The following is a 24,465-nucleotide window of genomic DNA, read 5'->3' on the forward strand; positions in this document are numbered from 1 at the left end:
GACGACCCGCTCTTTTTGGCTGTCATAACAGAAGAAATATACGTCCTTCTTCTGTCCGGCTCTCCTAGACCACCTCAAAAGTTACCGGTGTACTAACGGCGGAGACGGTGTTGAAGGGAAGCGACCCGCAACGACCCTGACAGCTCCGGCTGAACGCCGTATTTGCTGGGCATTGGTTCAGCCAAACGGTGCTAAGCCAGACTGGCTTTTAGGGATTCCATTTGCAGTCGGTGTGTGCATGACGTAGTGGTCGCCAATTCATCTGCCAGCCACTGCAGGGCCTGCTCGTGGTAACCACACGCAAAGACGGTAGAAATCGCTTGAGCAGAAGCCGGTTGCCGGTTCACCAGCAGGTGTTGCACGACGTCGTCTAACGAAATCATCCGATCCAGATAAGGCAGCACGTAGGTTTCCACGTCCTGTCTCACCTGCTGGTAGAGCACTGTGGGCACAGTCTGCTCTGTTAACTCGTACCACACGTCGTGGCTGGAACCGCTGAGTTTGCCCACCCGGGCGCGAACCAAGCAGTCGGGCTCCAAGAAGCGGTCAGCGGCAACCTGGCCAGTCCAGTAGCGGTCGGCTTCCGCTAAGTACAAGCCCGTGTTCACGGTAAAGCTGATAGCGTGACGGTCCCCGAACACACTCTTCTGGAGATTAATAATCTTACCCCAGCCGAGCGGGTTGTAGTAGCGAAAGTTGTTGCCCGTTTTTCGGTAGCCTCGGGCTTTGAAAGCAGGCCACAGCTCCTTCGTCACGAGCTGATCAAAGCAAAGCTGAACCTCTGTTCTTAGCATAGTTCACCTTAACGGTCGGGAGGTAAACGAGGGTCTAAGTAGCGTCCCGATAATGCTGGCCAACCCTTCGCGTACGGGCTTGGGAATGTGCGTGTCCGAACGGATGAGTTCCTGATTGAAGGAATACGACTCTGGGGCGACCTTCAGGCAGCGCCCGGTGTGGGCCAGCAGGTCGTAGAAGGCGGGTGTTATTTCGAGGTCGTAGCTGTGAAACTGGTTGGCAATGATGTCAAAGCAGAGCACGGATTCGTCATAGCGCAGCATCTCCCGCGCGTTTTCCACGTCCACTGGCCCTAGTCCCAAGGCCTCCGCGTGATTCAGCAGCGCATGCACCAGGTCGCTGCAATCTTTGGAAGATGGTCGCGAAAACAGGGAATTTAAAAAACCCATAGTGGAGGATATCCGGATGAGGGTTGGAAAGATAGTAGTTCAGCGAAAGGGTCGTACGGGTAAGCGGAAGCGTTTAGTAGCCGATTATAAGCGCTTCTAACCGTTTACAAGGACGGTTGGCGCGGGCGTATTCTCCCCCCGTTTGCCGGAGAATACGCCCGCCTGTTCGGGAGAATACCCCCGCCCAGCTGGGAGAATACGCCCGGCAGCGCGGGGGGATTCGCCCACGGTGCCGGGCGCGCGAACGCCTCTTGGTGCGCTGCACCGCTCAGTGAAACGGTGATTTTTTAAGGCAAATGGGAACGTCTGGTTCTCGGAGCTCCTTTGCCGGGGTACTTATCTTTGCACGCCCCCTTCCCCGTTGTGCCGTGCCCCCTTCCCTTCCTGCTGACCCGTCCCGCATTCACTTGGCCTCCACCGTGGAAGTTAACTACTGGTGCCAAGTCCTGAATTGTACCGAAACCCGCCTGCGCAACGCCGTGCTCGCCGTCGGCCCCCTGGCCGCTGACGTGCGCGCTTACCTGACGCGGTAGCTGTGCCATTAGGCCCCGTTAGGGCGTTGCGGCGCTAGGCCCCGACGATTCTTTTCAGTGAGAATCGCGTTCATTCAAACGGTCCGAAGGAGGGGTGCGGGCGGACAGGGCCTATTTATTGGTACCTGGGATAGCCGCAAGCTCGGGTGGGATAAAAAATGCCTCTGTCAGGAAAGTTTTGGTATCCACCGTGGGCACGAACCGATTACTTCGCAGCCCATACTTCGCAACTGAACACAGCCCGCTACCTCCATGGCCCTGCCGCAGCACCGCTTTTTACACCCTGCCCCGACGCCCGGCGCGTCAGTCTCACTCCCTGGCAGGGGCGATTGGGAAGCCGGTCCCGCGGAACCCGGGCAGCCGCGGGTGCAAGCCGTCGACGTGGTGCGGGGCGTGGTCATGGTCCTCATGGCCCTCGACCACGTCCGCGAGTTTTGGTCGCCCCTGACCGTGCGGGCCGAAGACGTGGCGCACGCATCCGCCGCCTTGTTTTTTACGCGCTGGGTGACGCACTTCTGCGCCCCCACGTTTGTGTTTCTCTCGGGGGTGAGCCTTTGGCTCTCGGCCCGAAAACACGTTTCTCGGGCCCGCACGAGCCGTTTTTTGCTTTCGCGCGGACTGTGGCTGGTGGTAGTGGAAGTGGTACTCATCAGTTTCGTGCTGCAGTGGCAGTACAACCTGATACTGCTGGAGGTCCTCTGGGCCATTGGCGGGAGCTTGGTGCTGCTGGCCGCCCTCATCTGGCTGCCGCGCGGCGCGCTGGCGGTCCTGGCCGGGGCCATCATCGCCGGGCACGATGCCCTGCCCGTTATCCAGCCCGTAACGGCGGGCACAGCCGGCTGGGCGCTGCTGCACAACCCACCCTTTCTGCTGCCGCTGGGAACCCTGCCCCCGCTGCTGGTGGCCTATTCCGTGGGGCCGTGGCTGGGCGTGCTGCTGGCCGGCTACGTGCTGGGGCCCTGGTTTGCCCTGCCGCTGCCGGCGCGCAACCGCCGCTTGCGCCAGGCCGGCTTGGTGGCGCTGGGGCTGTTTTTGGCGTTGCGCGCCACCAACTGGTACGGCGACCCCGCGCCCTGGAGCACGCAGCCGCGGGGCCTGGGCTACAGCGTCTTGTCCTTTCTCAACGTAACGAAGTACCCGCCCTCCCTGCTGTTTCTGTGCCTCACCCTGGGCGGGGCGTTGCTGTTGCTCAGCGTGACGGAGCCGGCCACGGGCCGGCCGGCCCGGTGGGCGCGCACCTTCGGGCAGGTGCCTTTTTTCTACTTCGTCGGCCACCTGCTGCTCGTCAGCGGCGCGGCCTGGGCCTGGACCCGGGTGGCCTTTGGCCAGCCGGTGAATTTCTCTTTTGCCTCGGTCAACGAGTGGCCCGCCGCTTACCACCCCAGCCTGTTGCGGGCTTATGTGGTCTGGGCCCTGGTGGTGCTGGCGCTGTACTGGCCCTGCCGCTGGTACGGGCAGTACAAGCGCCGCCATACGCACTGGTGGCTGTCGTACCTGTAAGTACCGACCTGCCAAAAGCAGCGGGACGGGCCGCGGTTGTTGAACACCGGGCGAAAGCAATGGGGGAGAAGCGTACATTCAAGGTGATGAACTTGTTGCAAACCGTGTTTCAGGCCGCCGGCATTCCCATGCGCCGCCCGGTGTTTTGGGGCCTAGCCGCCGCGTTCTGGGGCAGCTTTACCCTGTTGGGCTACCTGCAAACCTCGGCGTACTGGTCGCTGCAGGGCGGCCACGGCCTCACGGGCACCGAAACGCTGGACATGGCGCTGCGCAGCGGGCTCTGGCTGCTCAGCACGCCCCTTATTCTGTATTTGGCTCACCGCGCCCCCCTTGCCTCGCCGCGGCGGCCGGGCCGGCTGGCCCGCCACCTGCTGCTGCACCTGGGGGCGCTGTTTTTGCTCAACCTGCTCATCGCGGGGCTGGTCTACGTCCTGCTGTACCAGGTATTGGGACTGCGCACCGGCCGCGCCTGGGCCCCCGACGGCGTGTGGGCCAGCATGCTGCTGCGGCTGAGCAATTCGCTGGCCCTGTACCTGCTGCTGGTGTTCGTATACAGCGTGGCGGCCTACGCGTACCGCAACCAGGCCCTGCACCTCCAAAATACCCGCTACGAGCTGGCCAACGAGCAGCTCAAGGCCCAGCTGGCGGGCGCTCAGCTGCAGGCCTTGAAAATGCAACTCAACCCACACTTTCTCTTCAACACCCACCACGCCATCGTGGGCCTGATTCTGGCGCAGGAGAACGAGCGCGCCATTGCCATGGTCACCTCGCTCAGCGACCTGCTCCGCGCCGTGCTGGCCAACGGCGAGGCGCAGCTGATTCCCCTGCGCGAGGAATTGCAGTTTGTGACCAAGTACCTGCACATCCAGCAGATTCGCTTCCAGGACCGCCTGCGCATCGAGCTGGCCATCGCGCCCGACGTGCGCGATGGCCTGTTTCCGCAGTTCCTGCTGCAGCCGCTGGTGGAAAACGCCATGGTGCACGGCATCGAGCAGCTGGCCGGCGACGCCCTGCTGCGCATCGAGGCCCGCCGCGACGGGGAGCAGCTGCTGGTGCAGGTGCACGACAACGGCCCGGGCGCTACCACGCCGGCCCGCCCCCGGCGCCACGGCCCGGCCGAAGGCATTGGCCTGCGCAACACCCGCGCCCGGCTGGAAAAGCTCTACCACGGCGCCGCGCACCTCGCGTTCCACCAGCCGGCCTCGGGCGGCACCGTGGTGGTGCTGCGGGTACCGTTCGCCGAGGCCCCCGCGCCGGTCCCAAATCTCACCTACGCTGACCCTGCCGCCGCATGAGCTACCGCGCCCTGATTGTGGACGACGAACCGCTTTCCCGCCGCATCATCCACACCTTTCTCCGGGACGAGCCCGCCCTGGAAGTCGTGGGCGAGGCGGCCAACGGGACCGAGGCCGTGCTGCAAATCCTGCAACTGCGGCCCGACCTCGTGTTTCTGGACGTGCAGATGCCCGAGCTCGACGGCTTCGAGGTACTGCGCGAAGTGTGGCCCTACCACCAGCCGTTCGTGGTGTTCACCACCGCCTACGACGCCTACGCCCTGCGCGCCTTCGAAGTCAGCGCGACGGACTACCTGCTCAAGCCCTTTGACCGGCTGCGCTTTCAGCAGGCGGTGGAGCGCGTGAAGCAGCCCCTGGCCCTGGCCCAGCGCCGCGATGCCGCGGCCCGCCCCGCGCTGCCGCCCCTGCTGGCGGCCGTGGGCCCGCCGGCGCCCGGGTTTTTGCACCGCCTGCTGGTAAAAGAGCAGCGCCGGTTGTTCTTCGTGAAAACGGCCGACATCCTCTATTTCGAGGCCGACCGCAACTACCTCCGCGTGCACACCCCCACCCACACCCACCTCATCTACCAAAGCCTCACGCAGCTCGAACCGCAGCTGGCGCCCCTGGATTTCACCCGCATCAGCCGCTCCTGCATCGTGGGCCTGAACCACGTCGCCGAGCTCGAAGCCTACTTCAACGGCGAATACTTGGTGAAGCTGCACAACGGCGAAACGCTCAAGTGGACCCGCACCTACCGCGACAACTTGGGGGCCTTTCACGGCGCGCCCAGCTAACCCCTCCTTTTAGCTCCTGCTGAAAGCCCCTGAGTAGCCTTTGTTCTGCCGGTTCGCGCCCGGCGTGGCCCCCAGCCCGCCAGCGCGGACCCAGGAGCGCCCCAACGGGCCTCCTCCCGTGGCGTTACCAGCCCCTCCCGGAGAAAACCCACGCCACCCGGCACCATCCCGCTGCGCTCCATTCTTTGGGCCAGGCCTTCAAGCCCCCGCCGCTGTCCATGGGCAAATGCCGGGGCCCGCCCAGCGGAGCCAAGCAGCCCGCCGGGGTTGCTACTTGGGCCGGTTTTCCGCGCACCGTATCCTAAAACAGTCACCTTATATTCACCTCATCCTGTTCTCGCTTAATGGATTTAAAACTCAAACTCGTGCCGGTACCGGTTACCGATATCGACCGTGCCAAAACGTTTTATATCGAACAAGTCGGCTTTGTGCTTGACCACGACGTGCGGCCCCGTCCCACGGTGCGGGTGGTGCAATTGACTCCGCCGGGCTCGGCCTGTTCGATTGTGCTGAGCCAGGGGTTGGCCGGCCTGGCCATGCCGGCCGGCTCGCTGCGCGGGTTGCACCTGGTCGTCGCCGACGTGGGCCGGGCCCGCCCCGAACTAGTGGGCCGTGGCGTGCCCATGGGCGGCATTCAGGACCTGGGCGGCATCCTGCACGCTGGTTTCCAGGACCCCGATGGCAATACGTGGACGTTGCAACAACTCCCGGGCAAGTAGCGCGGAGTACCGCGGGGCTCCTTGCCCAGCCGACGGCGTTTGGCGCAACAGAGCAAATGCCGTCGGTTGCCTTAGTTCCGCCTAGCGGGGACTGAGGGTGGCTTCCGGAACGGCGCAAGGCGCGGTTCCGAAGTTGCCCAATACGCGGTAGCGAAGGCCGTGCCGCTTTATTCCTCAGGGCCGAGTGGGCCTCCATTTGCGCGTTCGTTGCTCCACCATTCCCTACCAAGTGACTACTTATCCACGGTGTCCCGTAGATGCGCTCACGTCGTTCATCTTAACAGTGATTGACGTAGGCGATGCTTTGGTGGGCCGACGTGGTGCAATCGAACAAGTTATAGCACGCGAGTAGTCACACCTGGTGGAGGAGTGGGGTCGCGGGTAAAAATCGGGTAATTTGGGGCATATTCTGCTGATAAGCAATTCGTTGTGATGCGTAAAAATCAGCGAAATGTGCTTTGCGCAATGCGTTTAAGGCGTTGATGGACAGACTGTTCCAGCCATTGATTCGTGTTTGTTTCCCGCCGGTGACGCGCGGGAATACGGTAGAGTAGTGGTTAATCGCCTTGTAATTAGGTGTTTGTAGAGGTTATATTCGTTCCCGTCGCGGGGCCAGCAAACGTGCAAAAACGTCCATAATGCCTTGATGGACAACTATTTGCCGCGTTACTGCCTGCCGGTGGCGTCATGCTACGGCCGTTATCCCCCTCGCTTGCCGCGTTAACTAGCTGATTACAAGCGGCGCCAGCGGGGTGCAACGGGCGCCGTTTGCCTCCGGAACGGGGCTTTCGTGACCCGTTGGGACGGCGGAACGGGTGGTGTGCCACGGGGTTCACCTTCATAACGCGCAACTAGTCAGGGGATTGTGCGCTAAATTACATACGTCATCCGCACGTTCGTTTTTGTGTAAAATCGCTCATGAATGCCTTGTTAACCAACGACTTGTGAAGGTGAAGCCCGGCCGATGGACACGCCGCGGAAAGACCGTCTGTTCTGGCAGGAGGGCTGCAACATGCTGGCCGTCATCTCGTTGCGCTCCATTTTGCACCGTTGCGGTTCGTCGCAGCGAAGGCGAATCTCACCGCCACAACTACTTCATTGCAAGGGCATTAGCTACTGCTTTTACACGATTTCTGCGCGTCTTCCCCCTTAGCCCCCAGCCGCTTAAACCGCGTGATAGCCCGCGGGTTCCGGGTGGTTGCCCCCGGCGCTTTCCGCTTTCCTGGCGCTGGCGCATCGGGTCGTGTGCAACGCGGGGGCTCGTGCGCACCCCCGGTCTCCCTCGTTAAGCCACTGGTTATCAAGTAGTGCCCCCGGTTTTGGGCGGTTGACCGAAGTGATAACGACCTGACGATCAGCAAGTGCCCCACCTTTGCGGAGCGCCGGCGTTAGTGCAATGGTTTGATTATCAACAAGTGCCCCTGATTTGGGGCGTTGGGATGGTGGCATCCGGGGGCATCGACCGTTTGCGCGCCCAAAAACGAGGGCACTCCTTGAAAGACAGGGCGTTATCCAGGTTGACAAGCGCCCCATTTTTGGGGCACTTGTTGATAATCAGGCCATTAGTATTACGGTCAACCGCCCAAAACCGGGGCACTAGTTGATAATCAATGCGTTAAGGCGGTGCAATTCCGGAAAAACAGTCCAATACTCCTGGGCAAATGCAGGCAGTAGTTGCCTCGTGTAAGCCTGTAAACAAATGATTATCATGTAATTAGTGCATAAAAGGGCGAATGCGCAGGCCGTGTACGACGGAAAAGCGCATCGTTCCATGGATGCGATGAGAGTCCGTAAGTGTCTGACTATTATAGCATCAAGAATGAAAAAACACGTTACTTTTTCATTTGTGATGCCCTAATAACCAGCGGTACTTCCTTCGGGTCGTGCCCAGAAACCAGCGTTCGGAAAACCTCTCTGCCAAAGGCCCCGAGAAAGCGCGTTTTCGGGGCCGGTGGTAAGGTTAGCGGAACGGTTTCTAAAACGGTAGTTTTTCGAAAATTGACCTAATGCTTTTTTTAGAGGTAGGGTCGTCTTGATAAATGGTTTCTGGGTAGTTCAAGCACCCTTGTGCCCGTTCCAAATTTCAACTCCACGGATTCGCAACGCTTTTGTTTTGCACAGAGTGGGACCAAATTGTACATTTTCCCAGTGTGTTCGGCGGCAAGCAGTTTATTGAGCGACTAGCCGATACGTCTCCCACTGTCCATCGCTGAAGGTTTGGACGGTCATAGCGGTCGCCGAAATAGCCAAAATGGTGTAAGTTGTGGTGCCCACATCAGGTCCCGCCTGGACGGTGATTTTCACCACTCTTTGGTCATTGAGGCAAAATGTTCCGTTTCGAACGCTACTCTCGGGTTTATAGAAACATTCTTCCCCATCGTCATCCACTTCGCCAATGTTGATGCCGGTTGCTCGCCCATTACTGCTAAACTGAAGGGCTGGTCCGCCGATGGTGGGCCCGGAACAGTTGGGAATGGGACTGGAATTGATGCTGTAGCTGGTCCACAACCACGTTTTGGTGCCGCCACCTGTAAGCAACTGCATGAGGGGGGCATTAGCGGGCAGGCATTCGTCGGTGGCAGTAGCTTGAAAGAAAATTGGTTTCTCCGCAATGTTCCAGGGAGCACATCCCTTGTTCACCAACGTAGCCTTTACAATTTGCTCGCCTGCTTCCGAGCCCAAGGTCCACGTCCACGCGGAAAACAGGTCGGTTGAGTGGCTCTCATCCAGCTCAACTTTGCCCGTCCCCTTGACCTGTGCCCACGTCACCTCAAACCGGCGTCGGAAGACGGGCGAATTAGTCGCTACGTCCCGGAGAAAGATGACCAATGGCTTGGGCAGTGGTTTGCTCACTGGTCCGGTCTGCTTGTTCCCGTTGCCGGCGGTGTTGTAAGGCGCCACGGTGGGCACTACGGCTCCGCTGACGATGTTAACTGACTTCAGCTCCGTAAAATCTTGGTTCAAAATTTGGGCGGTGACTTCTTGGGGCCCGCCGGGCTTGTCGCCTAATTTCCAAGCAACCTGCGTTTCCCCGTTCTCATCCGTTGTGGTAAGCCGCCCGGTAAGAGCCGGCGTGCCACTGACCAAGGCGCCTCCTCCTGCAATCACGTTCCAAAATACCGCAACCCCGACAGTGGGGAATTCAAAAGCGGTGCGGTACGGATAGTACCGCGGGTCTTCTTTCAACCGAACCTTGGCCGTGACGGTATCGCAGACGTAATTATTCGTGCGGGACACCGGATCGGAGGAGCGATTGTTTTTTACAATGGTGAAGCAGTTAACGATTTTTTTCTGCTGTCCCTGCACGAACACGAACTTGCACCCGTCCACCGCTTTCGCTCGAACGGGCCACTCAACAAAAAAACGCATCGTCGGCGCAGCATCGTAAACATTCTTAATCCACACCGTGCTTTTGAAAGCCAGACTTAGAAAATCTTTGCTATCCGGTGCAATGTTGCAACCGCCTATAACTCCGGCGATATCTCCCATCACGGGAATCATGATATCGAGGAATTGATTAGTTGGTACCCCTGCGCCCGTTAAGACGTGTTGCTTGAACGCTAGTTTTAATACTGAGGCTTTGGCACCAACAGCAGCATCCACACAATCTTTGATGTCTTTCGCCACTCCTCGCAGCCCTAAGATATTTGTGAAGACGTTATCGAAAAAAGAAATCACCAGGTCACGGTTATTGACATCCAGTGCTGCCTCATCTTCTGCACTCCCGTCTTTGGCCAAGCCACTGCGAATCTTGATAAGGTATTCGCCTTGTTCTTCTTTGACGAAGTCGTAGGTCACCTCGGTTTTCGCATCCGCCTCACCAATGAAAGTTTTGTATGGCGACTCTGCTAAGGACGAACCGGCAACCATAAACTTTTTTGCCAAGGCCAAGGTGTTGCCTCGCTTGCGGTAAATGCCTACAGCGTAGCTGTAAGAGGTATTGTTGCGCACTAAAATGGTCGAGTTGCCTTCCTCTTCGATGTCAATTGGGTCAAAGGCCGTTGGGCTTGCGAGTCGTTGGCGGGAATTGTTAAAGCCCTTGCCTACCAACAAGAGTGCAGTTTTTGCGATGTCCAGGTTGGCCGGTTCAGAAAGATCGCCCCCTTTTTTGATTAAGGATTCAACGTGGCGGGTGAGAGTGACAAACTCGGGCTCGCCCTTGTAGGCTTGCACCAACCTCCCCTTTCGAGCCGTGGGGATGGGTTTGAGCCATGGGTACATCATTAACAGTGCCAGGGACGTGCTTTGGGCGTTTAAGATGTAGGAGGGTTGGCTGCCATAGTAGGTGCCCAGCATGAGTACTTTTTGGTTGGGCCCCGTCAGGATCAATAGGTCCTCGGCCGTCGAATCGGCCACCAACAGCTCAAAACGGCCATCGGGCTGTAGTTTACCTTTGTCCCATAAGGACCTGATAGTGCAGTCCGATATTTTTACAGTGGAGCCCGCCGGGAACAGGACTTGGCCCTGTGCGAGCTTGGCCGACACCCGGATGGTGCCATAGACATAGGCGGCCTTGACATCGGAGTAGAGCGGGGCACATCCCGCCTCGGTAATCTTGGCCCGGTAGTAGGTGGTCTGTTTGGGATCAAGCGACGCGTCGGCCTGCTGTGCGTTGGGAACATCGGTCCACGTCACGCGATCCAGCGACTGCTGCCACTGAATACTGCCTCGGTACCGGTCCAGGTGCAACTTAAAAGGGGTGTTTCCTTGCGCAAAGGCGACGTTGGCACTCAGGAGGAAGAACGCGGCGCAGAGCCACCGCAGGGGCGGAAAGGAATAGAGGAGGTACATAAGCGGGAGGGGATAGCGCGGCGCTCAGCGCACCTGCAAGTGGAAGACGCGGTTCACGTCGCGGCCCGTGAGCCGCACAAAGTAGAGGCCGGCAGCTGGCGGGGGCATGGCGATGAGGCGCTCCAGCTTTTGGCTGCTGGCGGGTAGCGATTCGGTATACAACAGTTGGCCTAAACCCGAATACACCGCCAAGTGGACTGTTCCAGCCCCCAGGGACACGTCGGAGGCCAAGGTAAAGGCCCCCCGGGTCGGGTTCGGGTACAGTCGTAATCCGAAGCGGTCCGGCCCGGGGTGCGCGGCCGTGACGGTGGCAACCGTGACCGTGACTTGGTCCACCTTTTGGCAACCACCGGCTTGGTTCACGGCCAAGGTGTAGACCGTGGTCTGGGTTGGCGAGGCTGTGGGACGAGCTACGTCGGGCCGGCTGAGGCCCGTGACCGGCGTCCAGGCGTACACGTACGGGCCCGCCCCTCCGGTGGCAGGCGTCGGTCCGCCCAGGACCACCCGCTCCGCAGGCCGAATGGTTTGGTCTGGACCCGCATCTACGACCAGTGTCGGGGCTTGGCTTACGGTAAACTGCAAGGTCGACTGGGCGACGCTGCGCAAGGCTCCTGTTAACAACAGGAGCAGCAACCAGTAGTGGTGTCTCATGGGAAAAGTGGAAATGCAGGGATAAGCAGCGAATCGGTGATCCGGCGGAATTCAGCCGGGATTCTCTTGATAGGCCTCCCCTTTGGGAAGCGCTTGGCTGACAGGTCGCCAACTTACGGGTGGGCGCTGACAGAGCTGGGGCGCCGTAAGACGCGCTGGGGCAGGTGCTTCGGTCGGGAAGTAGTTGTCTAACCAGGGACGGCGAGCCGTCCATTTCATACTAAAAGTTAACCAAAAATTTAAACATTGTCAACATTAACTAAAACTATTTTGATAAAAAATTAGCTTAACGAAACAGCTTTGTTGCCTTATTCTTTGTATGGCATCCCTCCTTGTGGGTGTTGAATAAAAAGGCCTCCCCACCGTAGGCTTATCTAGCAGAGGTTGAATAAACCTACTCACTCACAGAAATTCAGCCTTCTAGCGCTCTAGCGCTAGGCATTGAAGGGTAGATCATCAATCGATCAGGGAGGAAACGGCCCGGCACCGGTGGCCGTCTGAGGGCATTACATCTTATCAACTTCCATGACAGCCTGTTACAGGCCCAATTCCTTGGCGGAATTATGCTGCCTTACGTTATCCAGTCGCGTGTAGCGGCGGATCATGGCCGAGGTCTTGTGCTTGGTCTGGTTCATGACCTTGGAATCGTCGGCGCCGTTGAGCTTGGAGACGGTGACAAAGGAGGCCCGGAGCGAGTGGGCCGTGTAGGGGGCGCCGAGGTACTGCTGGACAATCAAATTAATGTACTTGGTCGTCATCCGGCGGGTGGTCAGGTGCTGGTGTTTGCGCAGGGAGACGAACACGCACCCCTCCGTGCGGTCGAGCACCCGCAGCCAGGCCTGGAGCGCGCGAATCGGGCACAGGGCCGGGTCGGGGGAGTAGAAAATGGCCTTCTCCTCGGCGGCCCCCAGCTGGTTGGTTTTGCTCTTGTCCAGCGACACCACCAAGCCTTCCTCGTCGAAGGCCAGGTCCTCGATATTCAGCGCTTCGAGCTCGGACCGGCGAAAGGCCCCCGTAAACCCGAGCAGCAAGAGCGCCCGGTTGCGCAGCCCCGTGGGCGTCGTGACGTCGATGGCCCGGATGGTGCGCTTGAACGAGGCGAGCGTAAAGGCCGCCGCTTGTTGGATGCGCGTCTTCTTTTCGCGGGCGATGCCCTTCAGCAGCACTTTCACCTTCTTATCCGCGGTGGGCGAGTCGTGGCCGGCCAGCGCGTGGGCCTTGGCGAGGGCCGCGGCGTGGCGCTGGATGGTCGCGACTTTCTTGCCCGCGTCGGCCAGCTCGGTCAAAAAGCCCGCCAGCGCCTCGACCGGCGCGGGCAGTGGGTCGAACCCATGCAGGGCGCACCAGGCCGTGAAGCGGCGCCAGTCGCCGGCGTAGGCGCGGACCGTGTTGGCCGCCCCGCGCAGGCCGGTTTCGACGTAGCGGGTGGAGGAGGCCACGAGGTGCGCCGGGAGCTGGGCCGTGGGCGGGGATGGTGCGAGGAGGTCAGACGACACGGAGCAGGTGAAAACCGCCCGCAACGGACGGGCTTTTGGGGGGCAAGATAGGGAACGATAAGCAAGGTTTATCAGGCCCTATGGCGCCTGTTCAATACGCCGCCGGATGGGGTCGTTTCCTGCTGGCCGTTGGGCCCCGGGGCGGCGCTCCCCTGGGGCCTCCGAAAACTGGGGCGCGAGCGGGTTCAGTCCTCGTCTTTTTGGAGCACCAAGGTCACCGACTCGTCTTCGAGCCCGTTATCCGAATCGAACAGCATGTGGCTGCCAACGGGCATCCCCTCCTGGGCCAGATTCAACAGGTGGTTGGCCAGCGTGCGCAAGCCGGCGGGGTTGGCCCGAATGATCACCTCGCCGGCCTCGAGCCGGACCGTAATGCCACTGTCATCTTCCCAGTGGTACTTAATCCCCCGTTCGGGGGCGTAATTGGGGACGTGGAGGGTGATTTCCATGGGCGGCGGAGGCGTGGGGACGGGAGGGGCCGGGGCTGGCGCTGGCCCGCCCGCAAAGAAACACCCCCGGGTCTTTACCGGCCCGCCCGACTCGTTCGCGGTAGCGAAACGAACAGCCACCACGGCGGGTGGGGCTGGACCGCGACGGTTTACCAAACGCACGTTTAACTAACGTTATACCCTCCTCTTGCCGCCGTTGGATGCGGCACGGTGCCGGGTCGGCGGTGGTACCCGGGCCCGCCTTCGCAGGTCCTCGGGATGACCACGACGTGGCGGATCGCCCTGCCACAGCTGAGGCGACGGGCTGCGAAAGAATAGGTTTTATAAGTCGTCGGCGGCCTCCGCGAGGCGGTTGAGCAACTGTTCCGCGTCCGCCCCCAAGTAGGCCTTGCACACGTATTCGTGGGCCTGGGTGAGGAAGGCCACGCTGTAGACGACTTCGCCGATGAGCACCGGGGCGCCCTCGTCCAGCCGCAGGAAGAACCGGCCCCGGACCGTGTGGGCCGGATCGGTGCGCCGGCGGGCGTCAAAGGCCACCTGGACCTCGTCGGAGAGCGCCATGGTGGTCGCAAAAATGTCAGCAAGGTCCTTCATGGCGCGGTGCGGCAACAAGGGGCGGTACGGGTACGAAACGAGAGGAGTCGCCAAGCGGGCCCGTAAACGAAGAAACGACAACGAGCAGCAGGGGCTCCATTTTTTCTAAAAAAAGCAGCCCCTTTGAAAGAGGAGCACTCGCCTCATAAGTCGACAGTAGTAGCTCCATTAGCTTCATTCCTAAAGCGATAGCTGTAGTATAAAAAGGCACACCCCGCTCCTGTCGATGTGCCTTTTTATACCCCTGCCTGAGCCCCTGGTACTTAAGCTACTTTCGGATACTTAAGTGACTTGTGTTTTGTACTTAATATGCTGAAGTAGTGAGTATTAATCATTTTTTCAGCCACTATTAACAGTTCATAGCCATTAGCACCATTGTTTCCTTACTTCTTCACAAGCCATTCTTGACCGCCGCGTTCTTCCATACTAAATCCTTGGGAGAGGTAAATAGCCTGTAAATGCTCCTCAAAGGTGGGCAGACGGTCCTTCTTAGCGAAGGGGCCTGGGCTATCATACATAGCCCGTACTTCAGACACTGAATAAGCAACTTCAGTAGTCGCGGCGGCTTTTTTGGCAGCCAGTACCTTTTTTGGTGGAGCAGTTACACGCTGACTTTCTAGGTAATCCGGCAACAGGTATTTTTCTACCAATGCTTTGTAGATGGCCCCGGCAGGCTTTTTAATTTTTCCCAACCGGTGTTGCGACCCAACTCTTTCGACAACGAAGTGCAAGTACCCCTCATCGTATTCTTTAGCTTTTAGCTGGGCTTCTACTTGTTTGATACTGTCGGACTTTAACCCTAGTTCCAACAGCGCGGTAGCCCAAGAGTCCACCGGCAAAACAGGCGCTTTCTTAGCAGGAGCCTTGCGCGCAAACTGAAAGCTAACCCGCTGTACTACCTTGCCTTGCCGCTGCACCTCGTAGGAAAAGGGTATGTCGGTGATGGCAAGCTGATCTCGGGCAGGTTCTAGTACTTTTGCCTTGAAGCTCCTGAATTGGGGGTATTCATGGTCCTGCACATCTAGTACAAACCGTAACTCTTGTACGCTCATGGTGCGACGGCCAAATTCCGCGTATTCTTTCAGTAGCCAGTAGATGCGGAGGGCGGAGGGGCTTTTGAGCTTCTGAACCTCTTTTAGGTCGGCTAGGGTAAAATTGCCAGCCTCTTGAAGTTGCAGCAAGTAGGGCAGGGCATCCACGTTGAAGCTGGCCACGACCCCACCCAGTTCGGGCTCCCAACTGGCTGTCGAAATCAGATTGATGTAAGTAAAGGCCGGTTTTTTGGTGCGACGGCGGGTTTGGGGTTCCAGCTTCTCGATGTAGATTTTAAACTCCATGATGTTCTGGCACATAGCATCCACCCGTTCATAGGCCGACCCTCCTTGTGAATCAAGAATCAATTCCTTGATTGGTATAAGGTGACTGCGGAACTCGGTTTGTCCAAAGTCCTGCCGAGCCAGCATGGATACGAACAGCCGCATTTGCAGCGGTATCATCGAAAAACGGGCGTTTATCAGAGCGTTGTGTTGAGCAAGCTGCTGGTTTGGGTTGTCTTCCGGTTGCATTGAGTGCCGTCTTTTTGGTTACAGATAGAGCAGGATGCCAACGTCTTTTTAGTTACACTTAGAACCGGCACCGAATGTCTTTTTAGTTGCACTTAGAATAAAATGGCAACGTCTTTTTGGTTACAGATAGGTTTCGTCTTTTTAGTTACAGGTCCCGTCTTTTTAGTTACAGATAAACCAAGGGGCCAACGTCTTTGGGGTTACGCTTGCCGTCTTTCTGGTTACAGGTGCCGTCTTTCCGGTTACGTTTGACGTCTTTTTAGTTACACATACTAATTTCAAAACAATGGTAATCAATGTGTTGTGCGCACAGTAATACTTCTAATATAGTTTAATATTTTAAAGAGCTAGCTTTTTTTTGTTTTTTTCTTTAAAAAAAAGGCCCGTACCGCAGTTAGTTTTCGGGCTGCGGCTGCGCGGCGCGGTGTAATCTACTAGTTTGCATACTGCTGCCGCCAAACGCTAACTTACAGTCTATCGGAACGCAGTTTTTAAAGCTCCACTGTCTGTCGCTACACTTGCTGTTAGATTCGGCTTCCGCGGTGAACAGTGTAGGGCCCCTGGCTAAGCCAATCCGGCGGCAGTAGAGCCCCTCCCCTATTTGCAGCAAAGACAGCTCTCTGCGTGCGGTGCTGGGAGAAGCAAGCAGGCTACTAGTTATACCTGCTAATCGGGCTTGCGCACCAAGCGCTTGAGTGTTTTGGCGGCCACTTTAGGAGGCAGGGCTTTCTTTGCCTCGGGCTTATCGGCCAAATAAGCCACTAGAGCTTCATGTAGCACCTCGTGCAACTCCATGTGCGCCCAGTACTCGTACTGGCGCAACTCGCGGTAGACGTCGGGCTTGAGTTGGTTGGTGAACACAACCCGGCTTACTGGGACAGCTTCCGGCTCAACTGGCGGGGGGAGCGCCACCGGCCCCGTTGGGAGAAGCGGGACCGCAGCGGACTCCACCCCGTATATCAGGTCATCGGTACTCGCAGCCACCCGGGGGCGCGAGCCAGTCATTGAGGGCTTAGCCATAAAAATTAGGAAATGCGGGTGAGAATTTCGTCCGTGAGGCTGCGGTAGTCAGCGGCCCCATTGGAATTAGGGGCCCAGTCATAGATGGGCCGTTGCATGCTCTGGGCCTCATCCAGTGAAACATTTTCCCGAATGGTTTGGCTCATGATCAGCGAGGCCAGGGCCGGGTCAGCCTGCAGGTCGCGTGCGTATTGGTGGTGGAGAGCCTTACGGTAGGCAGGCGAGTATTTAGTGAAAAAGATGCCTCCCACCCGCAACTGTGGATTAAAGTTGCGTTTAAGACGGGCTACCATATCAATGAGCGCCGTCATCCCCTCACTACCGAATAAATTGGGTTGCAACGGAATGAATACCGCTTCGCTGGCCACCAGTGCCGATACGGTAAGTGGCCCTAGGTTTGGGGCGGTATCGATTATGACGTAGTCGAAACGAGACTGCACATCTTCGAGCTGGTGGCGGAAAAAGAACTGGTAATCGGGCGCATTGCCGAAACCCTTTTCCTGCTGGGCCATGATGCGCGCCGAGCGCACCATACTCAAGCCCGTGCTGAGCGGATAGCAGAGCGAAGCCAGCGTGGGAACCCCCTCCCCTTCCGTGAGGGCTAGGCCCAAGTGGGGGTGTTCGGCCGGTAGCCCAGAAGCCGTGCTGGCATTGGCTTGCGGGTCGGCATCGATGAAGAGTACTTTGCTGCCTAATTCAACCAAGCGGTGGGCAACAGACAGAGCGGAGGTCGTCTTGCCGACCCCACCCTTATTGTTGGCAAATGTTAGAATGCGCATGCGAAGGGAGATGAATTCTTCACAAACATACTGCCATTACGCAACACTGCAATACGACAATACATACAATACATAAATATTAGCTGTATTGCAATGCAGAATAACGAGCAATACGGCAATACCCAGTGTTCTTTACCTTCAGCACACCTAAATGTAGCAATGGGTGTGACCGTATTGCAATACATATTTATTGCAAAAAAATCTTATAAATAAGCTATAAGTAAGTGATTTACAAATTGACCTTACGTTTTTCACGACTTGCACTTCTGCCTGCAACACACCAAGCGGTAGCCTTGATAGGTAATTATCGAGACGAGTAGTCATTCGGAACCAGTGTCACTTAATAAATACTGCAATACAAAAAAAAAATATATAAATACGAGCAATACAGCAATATGGTATTGCAGGCATAGTGAGAATGAGCGTTTCTTTTGCCTGGTCAGGGTAACATTTGAAAATTGGTAAGCCCAGAGCGATGATGCAGTGAGGCTGCTGCGAAGGCTAAAGAAAATGAGTTAAAAACCAGGGTGCGCACCTGGGACACGTGCGTTTCAGAAACGATAGGAGTAGCGACAACGAGTGCAAACCAATCGAGCAGGGAATAACAATAAGCGTTTTTTGGATGAACGATCTGCTAGTGAGACACTTAATTCGGATTGTTTAACATAAGCTAGGTGGCTGTTGCAAAAGTCAACTTCCTGAGAGCGTGTGGAGTTAGGAGCATATGCTCGGCTTTCACCCCCTCCAGACTTCGCTGCTGAAACTGGTGCCTGCGCGCCATTTCTACCAGCAACTGCTGCAGACCGTCGATTTCAGCTTCGTACGGCCCCTGTTCGCTCCTTTCTACAGCGCGGGCGGGCGGCCCTCGCTCGATCCCGTGGTGTTCGTCAAGCTGCTGCTGGTTGGGCACTTGGAGAATATTACCTCCGATCGGAAGCTGCTGGAGCTGGCTCAGCTGCATCTGGGCATCCGCGCCTTTTTGGGGTATGATCTCGTGCAGCCCTTACCCTGGCATAGTACGGTCTCGCGTACCCGGCAACGCCTCCCCGTTTCGGTTTTTGAAGCCTGCTTTACCCACATCGTCGGCTTGTGCATCCAACAAGGCCTGGTCAGTGGCCATACCCAAGTGCTGGACTCAGCCTACATTAAAGCCAACGCCTCCATGAGCCGGCTCCAGCCCAAGCGTTCCCGTGGGGCGGCCGGGGCGAGCCCCACCATAAGTGATGGCCAAGCGCCCCGCATCACGGCTACGCCTGACCGCTTAAAGCATATCCAACGCTTCCACGCCGCAATTCTAAAAGCCGCGCCGAATAAACCAGGGCAACTCGTCAGCAATCTCACGCACTACAGCCCTTCTGATCCCGAGGCGCGCATTGCCTTCAAGTCGGGCAAGCCCCGCATCTTAGCCTATACGGCCAGTGTGAGCGTCGATACGGCGCACCACGTGATCACCCACATCCACGCGGACCTAGCCGACTGGCGCGACAGCCGCTATCTGCTCGCCATCGTGGACGCGACCCAGCAGCGCTTGCACACCTATGGGATGGGCATGACCATTGTTGTGGCCGATGCGGGCTACTGTTCGGGCGAGAACTACGAGCAGCTGGAAGCACGGGGCCTAACCGGCTATATTCCGGCCCATGGCGGGTATAAAAGCGAGCACGCGGGCTTTACCTACGATGCCGCTACGGACAGCTATACCTGCCGACAGGGCAATCAACTGCCCTTTAATAAGGTCTTTGTTGATCCGCAGGGTAATGCGAAGAAACGTTACATGGCCAAGGCTGCTGATTGTAAGGTCTGTCCACTGGCCGAGCAGTGCAAGGGCAAAAAGGCCAAGGAGAAGCGGCTGCACCATACGCCCTACAAAGCCCACTACGAGCGCATGTTGGAACGCCTAGCCACGCGAGTCGGAAAAGGTATGCGGCGGCTTCGCTCCGCCACGGTCGAACCAGTGCTAGGCAGCTTGATTAATTACTTTGGCTTGCGCCACCTCAGCAAGAAAGGCCAAGCAGGAGCCGCCAAAGTCATGTATCTGGCCGCCATGGCCTACAATCTGAAGAAGTGTCTGCGCTTTAACTCCCACCAGCCCGGCGGGTGGGGGATCGTGCTCCCCGCCCCTGCTCCCTTTCGCTGGCTCCTACTTTACTTTTGCAACAGCCACCTCGCTTATGGTTCGGCCGGCGGCTCGGCGTCGGTGGGCCCCGGCGCGAGGCCGGGCACGTACCGGGCGACCAATTGGTCCAGGGACGCTTTGCGGTCAAGGGCCGGGGCCGGCGGGAGCAGGGCCGGGGCGGGTAGCGCAAACTGCTCGACGACGTAGGCCCCGACGTTCCAAGCCGCCTGGCCCAGCAGATGGCCCGCCGCGACCACCGTAAGCGTTTGGACGTCCAACGGCAAGGAGGCGGCGGGGCCGGGGGCGCGTCGGGGAGGGGCCGCCGCGCGAGCCGGCAAATCCGGGGTTGGGCGGGGTTTTCGGGCCCGGCACGCCAGCGTGTTGCACGAGTTCGAACAGTAGAGGCGGGCCTTGTGCGCCGCCTCAAACGAAGCGTGGCAGTGCGCACAGGTACGCACCGTGGGAAGACGTTTATGGTAAGCCATGCAGCAGCAGCAACCGGGTGATTTTCAATCAAACGTAGTTAAAGTTGATTGAAAATTAATCCGAACCGGGCCGAACCGGGCCCTTCCACCGATCGGGTGGGGGGCGTTCTCCGCAAAAAGGAGCGCTCAAATGGCTCTGCCGCGAGAAAACCACTGCGCCTAACGGGAAACCTACCCTTTAACTGAACGAAAACAGTGTCTGTGTCGAGGGTTCCTGTACTTTCGGTGGCCCTGAGTCAATTCCTGCCCGCTTCTCGTCCATGCCCAATCCCTTACACGCCCAGGAATTTGTCCGCTACTTCATCGCCAAGGACCGGCGCAAGCGGTATCAAGCACTTCTCGAAGGCAAGGATGGCGAGCGCGTCTTTGCGGCAGAGTTAGCGCATTTGGACGCCTTCACGCCAGCTTACGCCCAGGAGGTGCCACCGGGCCGACCGGACCAGCAAATCGCGTACATCACCCGCTTTGTGGCACAATACTATCCGTCGCGGACCTGTTACGTTATTTCGGAACAACGCGCCCTATCTGAACAGGAAATGGCTATTGCCGAGGCGCTTGAGGCAATAGTGGGTGCCCCTTTTGGCACCATTTTGTCCTTTATCCCCGGCCGATTGGCCTACTATGAGGGGGAGTCCGTCAAAACGCGGCTGTTATTGTTTCGACCCTTTAAATGAACACATCGTTTGGGCACAGCAAAGTCCACCCGGGGTCCCCGCCCGTTTGGTGCCAAGGGACCAGTACCCGCTGCCGTGATGTCTGACACGGGCTGCGGCGTTTCGAACCTGACAGGAAGATGGAGCGCGGTGCGGGTCGCCTCTTTCCCCACGTCCACCACGTCAGCGGAGCGACCGCCGGGTTTCAGGGGTGGCTCGCCCGCATCCGCGTGGGGTCGGAACAGGACTTGCACACGATGGCCGGTTGCCGTAACCGTGGAAGCACGTGGAAGGGGGTACGTGCCCGAGCGGCACTGCTGAAAGCGCGGGGATGCTAAAAATCGGAATAGTCCATAATGACGGCGGATTCCTGAAAGCCGCCGCCGCTGTAGGGCGTACTGGCATCCAATCGAATGGTGCGGCGCACCGCTGTGCCCACCAGCACTTCCACCTGAATCACGGCGCCGGGCGGCACGGGCGTGGTGTTGTAGACGTTCCGGAATTGGGCCGTTACCACCACGCGGCGGTCTTTCTTGGGGGCAATGGTCCGGCTTTGGGGCGTTTCGGTCGGCACTTCTGCCATCAACGTCTCAACGTTGCCGGATGCCGGGTCGAGGCTTAAGGCAAGGACAAAGGGTTCCAACGTGGCCACTTGCGTACCGGAGTAGCGGACGGAGACCGCTGGCGCAGTAGCCGCCTTTTTACACGCGGGCAACAGAGCGCTGCACAACAGCAGCCAAAAGACGAGAACGGGGCGTTTCATCCGGCAAACATAGCGGTTGTTCGAGGCGCGCGGTTTCTTCCCAAAACAAGCCAACGGTCGGGTGCGCTTCGCGCGTGAGACGGGGCCATCACCAACGCACGCGGTGGCTGAAGGCACCGTTATAATGCACTGATCTTTAGCACGCCTAGCAGGTGCTTTTATCAACGTAAGTCCCGGCCATCCTCAGCTGCCGAGCAGCCATCGGCGGAGCTCTGGGGTGCGGTGGGTGCTGCTGATCAGGGTAGCCGCCTGCCCTTTCAGGTGCACCACCAGCGCATCGTTGAAGTAGGGCTCCAGGCGCTCCACGGCCCGCAGGTGCACCATTTCGCTGCGGTTGAGCCGGAAGAACCAGGCCGGGTCGAGCACGGCTTCCAGCTGGCTCAGCGTCTCGCTGAGTACAAAGCTGCGCCCCTGCTGGTCCACGGCGTGGGTGACGCCGTGACGCAGCTGGAAGTATGCCAGCTCGCCCACGTCGAGCAGGTAAAGGCCCGTGCGCACCTTGCTGACCAGCCGCTCTTTGTAGCGCGGGGCGGGCACCGCCAGCGCGGCTAGGTGGCGCAGGGCATCGGCCTGAAAGGCGTGGCGCAGGCGCTCAAACTTCTGCAGGGCGGCCGCTAGGGCCTCGTAGCGCAGCGGTTTGAGCACGTAGCCAATGCCGTTCTGCTCAAAGGCCTGGGTCAGAAACGTGTCATAGGCCGTCACAAACACGACGGGGCTGCTCACCGGCACCTGGCCGAAGAGCTGAAACACGTTGCCGTCGAGCAGCTCAATGTCGGACAGGATGAGGTCGGGGGCCGGGTGGGTGCGCAGATACGCGGCCGCTTCGCTGACCTGCTGGCATTCGCCCACCACCGTGCCGGCGGGGTAAAATTGCAGGACCAGGCGGCGCAGCTGCTCCAGGGCCGGTTCTTCATCTTCCAGCAGCAGCAGGCGCATGGGCAGCAGGCGTAGGGGGTAAGGCCGCCAGCAGCGGCACGGTAACGGCAAAATACGTGGGCGTGTCCTCGACCACCAGGGGCTGGTCGGTGAGCAGCGCCAGGCGGGCCCGCAGCCCCGGCAGGCCGCGGCCCGTGCCGGCGGCCGGCACCGGGCGCGGCCGGCGCGGGTGTTCCAGGCGCAGGGCCGTAGGCGTGAGCGTGACGCGAATCAGCAACGGGTGCTGCCGGCTGGCCAAGTTGTGCTTCACGGCGTTGGTGAGCAGCTCCTGGAGCATTCCCGGCGGCAGGAGCCGCTCGGCCTGGCCGGCCAGCGGCAGCTGCACATCTTCTTCAAACCGGTAGGCTGCGCCAAAGCGCCGCTGCAGCAGAAATTGGTAGTCGCGGGCAAAGGCCAGCTCCTCGGCCACGGGCACGACGTCGCGCTGCCCGGCGCGCACCAGGTAGCGGTAGAGGCTGGCCAGGTGGCTCGCATAGTCGAGGGCGGCCCCGTTGGCCGGCTCGATGAGCGACGAAAGAATATTCAGGTTGTTGAACAGAAAGTGCGGGTCGACGTGCTGCTGCAAGGCCCGGAGCCGCGCTTCAGTGACGGCTTTTTCGGCCCGCGCCAGGGCCAGCCGCACCTCACTGGCGTGCTGCTGGTAGAGAAACGGCAGGTACACACTGCCCGCCAGCAAGTAGAGAAACAGCGTCGCCGACAGCCAGCGGACAACCTCGTACCAGCTGCCGTAGTCGCCGCGGCCCACGTGGGCCAGCATTAGCGCAACTTGCAGCAGCTGCAGCAGCCCCACGAAGAGCAATGCTCCCCGCCACAGCAGCCCGAAGTAGTAGGCCGCCTGCTCGCTGGCCCGGCCCCGGCGGGTCGCCCGCGCGTGCAGTCGGTCCAGCAGGTGCACCACCAGCAAGGCTTCCAGAAACAGCCAGAACGGCGCATCGGGAAACAGGTAGAAGTCCTCGGCGCGGTCCGCCATCGTCAGGCGGGTGTAGACGGCCAGCAGCAGGGCCAGGCCGAAAACGAACAGGTAGAACCAGGGCGGTTTGCGCATCGTGAGCCGCAAGATACAGGAGAGAAGACACCGCCCAAGCGAACCCGACTACTGGCCCGCCGGCTTGCTGGGCTGCCCGTTTTCGTCGAGAAAGCGCAGCATGGGCTGGTTGTTTTTGTCCACCCCGATGCTGAGGCGGGTACGGCCCTGGCTGTCCTGGAAGTCCAGGGTCGACTGCTCGGTATTGGCCACCAGCATCATCCGGGTTTCGCCCCGCTGGTCGGCCATAATCAGGGCCGAGGAGCGGCCGGCGGTGGTGCCCACGAACAGGCGGGTCTGCAACCCTAATTTGCCATCTTTCTGGGCCTGTTGCTTTTGCTCGGGCGTGGCGGCTTTGTATTTCTCCGCCACGGCCGTCGTCGACTCCTCCGGCGCGTCGTTGAAGGTGAGGCCGGCCTTGTAGAAGCCACCCTGCTCTTGGTAATTGAGTGCCACGACCTGGTCCTGGCCAAAGCGGTCGAGCGAGAAGTGGCCGCCGGCCGACACCTTACCGTCCTGGTCGCGGTTGCCGTCGAAAATCAGGCCGCCGCATTCCTCGCCCTTGGCGTTGTAGAACAGCATGCCCGGGTGGGGGCGCTTGTAGTCCAGATGCTTGCCGTCGATGGTCACGCCCTGCGGAAACCGCTCCTGGTTGCTCAGTATCATCTTCACTGTGCCGTCGCGCTCCACCAGGTTGAGGCGCTCCACCGAAATTTCGCCAAAGCGGACGGGCTTGTCGGGCTTGCCAAAGGCGAAGAGCAGCCCCGTGACGGGGAGGAGGGTGGCCGCCAGGGCGTAGGCTTTGAGGAATTTTACGTCGCGGGCGAGTTGCTGGACCGTCATGGTTGGGAAGGGGTGAGGTGATTGATGGCCCAAAACTGCCCCGGCCCAGCCGCGCCTGCTGGTACTTTCGCGCCAGTGCCGGAAAAATCGCGCCAGTGCCGGAAAAGCCCCCGCGAATGTTTGAGAACGCGGCGACGGGCAGTGCCAGCCCTCTTGTTCTCGGGAATGGTCTTTTCACAAAAGCCCTCCATTGATTGAACGGCGCGCGTTTACCTTACCACCGTTTCCGCAAACTACATTTCCTTTACTTGCTCCCTCACGTCGCTCCACGGTAGCGCCGGGCAGTGCTACGGTTG

General features: G+C 59.2%; 21 protein-coding genes. 7 read left to right on the forward strand and 14 right to left on the reverse strand.

Features of this window, described 5'->3' with window-relative positions:
- Positions 1-191 precede the first annotated feature (191 nt).
- Both I2I05_RS21400 and I2I05_RS21405 read right to left on the reverse strand, forming a co-directional pair.
- Positions 192-755 (reverse strand): DUF4304 domain-containing protein, encoded by a 564-nt coding sequence (locus tag I2I05_RS21400; protein WP_196284312.1) that lies wholly within the window; start codon positions 753-755, stop codon positions 192-194.
- Positions 756-797: 42 nt separating this feature from the next.
- Positions 798-1,184, reverse strand: a complete 387-nt coding sequence (locus I2I05_RS21405; RefSeq protein ID WP_196284313.1) for a hypothetical protein — start codon at positions 1,182-1,184, stop codon at positions 798-800.
- Between the two features lie 368 nt (positions 1,185-1,552).
- On the opposite strand from I2I05_RS21405, the gene I2I05_RS21410 reads away from it, so the two are divergent.
- The 5 genes from I2I05_RS21410 (at position 1,553) to I2I05_RS21430 (ending at position 6,004) form a co-directional block, all read left to right on the forward strand.
- On the forward strand, positions 1,553-1,717 hold the full coding sequence (locus tag I2I05_RS21410; RefSeq protein WP_317192393.1) for a DUF3606 domain-containing protein: 165 nt from the start codon (positions 1,553-1,555) through the stop codon (positions 1,715-1,717).
- A gap of 252 nt (positions 1,718-1,969) precedes the next feature.
- Positions 1,970-3,217 (forward strand): DUF1624 domain-containing protein, encoded by a 1,248-nt coding sequence (locus I2I05_RS21415; protein WP_196284315.1) that lies wholly within the window; start codon positions 1,970-1,972, stop codon positions 3,215-3,217.
- Positions 3,218-3,303: 86 nt separating this feature from the next.
- The gene (locus tag I2I05_RS21420; protein WP_196284316.1) at positions 3,304-4,512 is read left to right on the forward strand and encodes a sensor histidine kinase; all 1,209 of its coding nucleotides are present in this window, start codon (positions 3,304-3,306) and stop codon (positions 4,510-4,512) included.
- Complete coding sequence (locus tag I2I05_RS21425) at positions 4,509-5,285, forward strand: LytR/AlgR family response regulator transcription factor (RefSeq protein ID WP_196284317.1); 777 nt, start codon at positions 4,509-4,511, stop codon at positions 5,283-5,285. Before I2I05_RS21420 ends, I2I05_RS21425 begins: the two co-directional genes overlap by 4 nt.
- Before the next feature lie 344 nt (positions 5,286-5,629).
- The gene (locus I2I05_RS21430; protein ID WP_196284318.1) at positions 5,630-6,004 is read left to right on the forward strand and encodes a VOC family protein; all 375 of its coding nucleotides are present in this window, start codon (positions 5,630-5,632) and stop codon (positions 6,002-6,004) included.
- 2,169 nt (positions 6,005-8,173) lie between these two features.
- On the opposite strand, the gene I2I05_RS21435 is transcribed toward I2I05_RS21430, so the two are convergent.
- The 8 genes from I2I05_RS21435 to I2I05_RS21470 form a co-directional block, all read right to left on the reverse strand.
- Positions 8,174-10,795 (reverse strand): hypothetical protein, encoded by a 2,622-nt coding sequence (locus tag I2I05_RS21435; RefSeq protein WP_196284319.1) that lies wholly within the window; start codon positions 10,793-10,795, stop codon positions 8,174-8,176.
- Between the two features lie 24 nt (positions 10,796-10,819).
- Positions 10,820-11,446: a T9SS type A sorting domain-containing protein gene (locus tag I2I05_RS21440; protein ID WP_196284320.1), complete on the reverse strand. Its 627-nt coding sequence runs from the start codon at positions 11,444-11,446 to the stop codon at positions 10,820-10,822.
- 536 nt (positions 11,447-11,982) lie between these two features.
- Positions 11,983-12,942, reverse strand: a complete 960-nt coding sequence (locus tag I2I05_RS21445; RefSeq protein ID WP_317192394.1) for a tyrosine-type recombinase/integrase — start codon at positions 12,940-12,942, stop codon at positions 11,983-11,985.
- Positions 12,943-13,127: 185 nt separating this feature from the next.
- Positions 13,128-13,391, reverse strand: a complete 264-nt coding sequence (locus I2I05_RS21450; protein ID WP_196284321.1) for an Imm32 family immunity protein — start codon at positions 13,389-13,391, stop codon at positions 13,128-13,130.
- A gap of 321 nt (positions 13,392-13,712) precedes the next feature.
- Positions 13,713-14,039: a hypothetical protein gene (locus I2I05_RS21455; RefSeq protein WP_196284322.1), complete on the reverse strand. Its 327-nt coding sequence runs from the start codon at positions 14,037-14,039 to the stop codon at positions 13,713-13,715.
- A gap of 329 nt (positions 14,040-14,368) precedes the next feature.
- Positions 14,369-15,550 (reverse strand): replication initiation protein, encoded by a 1,182-nt coding sequence (locus I2I05_RS21460; RefSeq protein WP_196284323.1) that lies wholly within the window; start codon positions 15,548-15,550, stop codon positions 14,369-14,371.
- Between the two features lie 666 nt (positions 15,551-16,216).
- Positions 16,217-16,570 carry a hypothetical protein gene (locus I2I05_RS21465; protein ID WP_196284324.1) on the reverse strand — a complete coding sequence of 118 codons (354 nt, stop codon included), beginning with the start codon at positions 16,568-16,570 and terminating at the stop codon, positions 16,217-16,219.
- Positions 16,571-16,575: 5 nt separating this feature from the next.
- Positions 16,576-17,349, reverse strand: coding sequence for a ParA family protein (locus tag I2I05_RS21470; protein WP_196284325.1), 774 nt, complete (start codon positions 17,347-17,349; stop codon positions 16,576-16,578).
- A 724-nt stretch (positions 17,350-18,073) separates the two neighbouring features.
- On the opposite strand from I2I05_RS21470, the gene I2I05_RS21475 reads away from it, so the two are divergent.
- Together I2I05_RS21475 and I2I05_RS21480 are read left to right on the forward strand one after the other, a co-directional pair.
- Positions 18,074-19,672, forward strand: a complete 1,599-nt coding sequence (locus I2I05_RS21475; RefSeq protein ID WP_230688475.1) for an IS1182 family transposase — start codon at positions 18,074-18,076, stop codon at positions 19,670-19,672.
- Between the two features lie 538 nt (positions 19,673-20,210).
- A complete protein-coding gene (locus I2I05_RS21480; RefSeq protein WP_196284326.1) occupies positions 20,211-20,624 on the forward strand; it encodes a hypothetical protein in 414 nt (137 codons plus the stop codon).
- A 313-nt stretch (positions 20,625-20,937) separates the two neighbouring features.
- Here I2I05_RS21480 and I2I05_RS21485 read toward each other — a convergent pair whose 3' ends face one another.
- The 4 genes from I2I05_RS21485 to I2I05_RS21500 all read right to left on the reverse strand — a co-directional run bounded on the left by I2I05_RS21485 (position 20,938) and on the right by I2I05_RS21500 (position 24,169).
- Entirely contained in the window at positions 20,938-21,366 is a 429-nt protein-coding gene (locus I2I05_RS21485) for a hypothetical protein (protein WP_196284327.1), read from the reverse strand.
- Between the two features lie 183 nt (positions 21,367-21,549).
- Entirely contained in the window at positions 21,550-22,302 is a 753-nt protein-coding gene (locus I2I05_RS21490; RefSeq protein WP_196284328.1) for a LytR/AlgR family response regulator transcription factor, read from the reverse strand.
- Entirely contained in the window at positions 22,277-23,347 is a 1,071-nt protein-coding gene (locus tag I2I05_RS21495) for a sensor histidine kinase (protein WP_196284329.1), read from the reverse strand. The genes I2I05_RS21490 and I2I05_RS21495 overlap by 26 nt, the downstream gene beginning before the upstream one ends.
- Before the next feature lie 48 nt (positions 23,348-23,395).
- The gene (locus I2I05_RS21500) at positions 23,396-24,169 is read right to left on the reverse strand and encodes a hypothetical protein (protein ID WP_196284330.1); all 774 of its coding nucleotides are present in this window, start codon (positions 24,167-24,169) and stop codon (positions 23,396-23,398) included.
- Positions 24,170-24,465 lie beyond the last annotated feature (296 nt).

The sequence above is a fragment of the Hymenobacter jeongseonensis genome, assembly GCF_015694725.1.
Taxonomy (GTDB): Bacteria; Bacteroidota; Bacteroidia; order Cytophagales; family Hymenobacteraceae; genus Hymenobacter; species Hymenobacter jeongseonensis.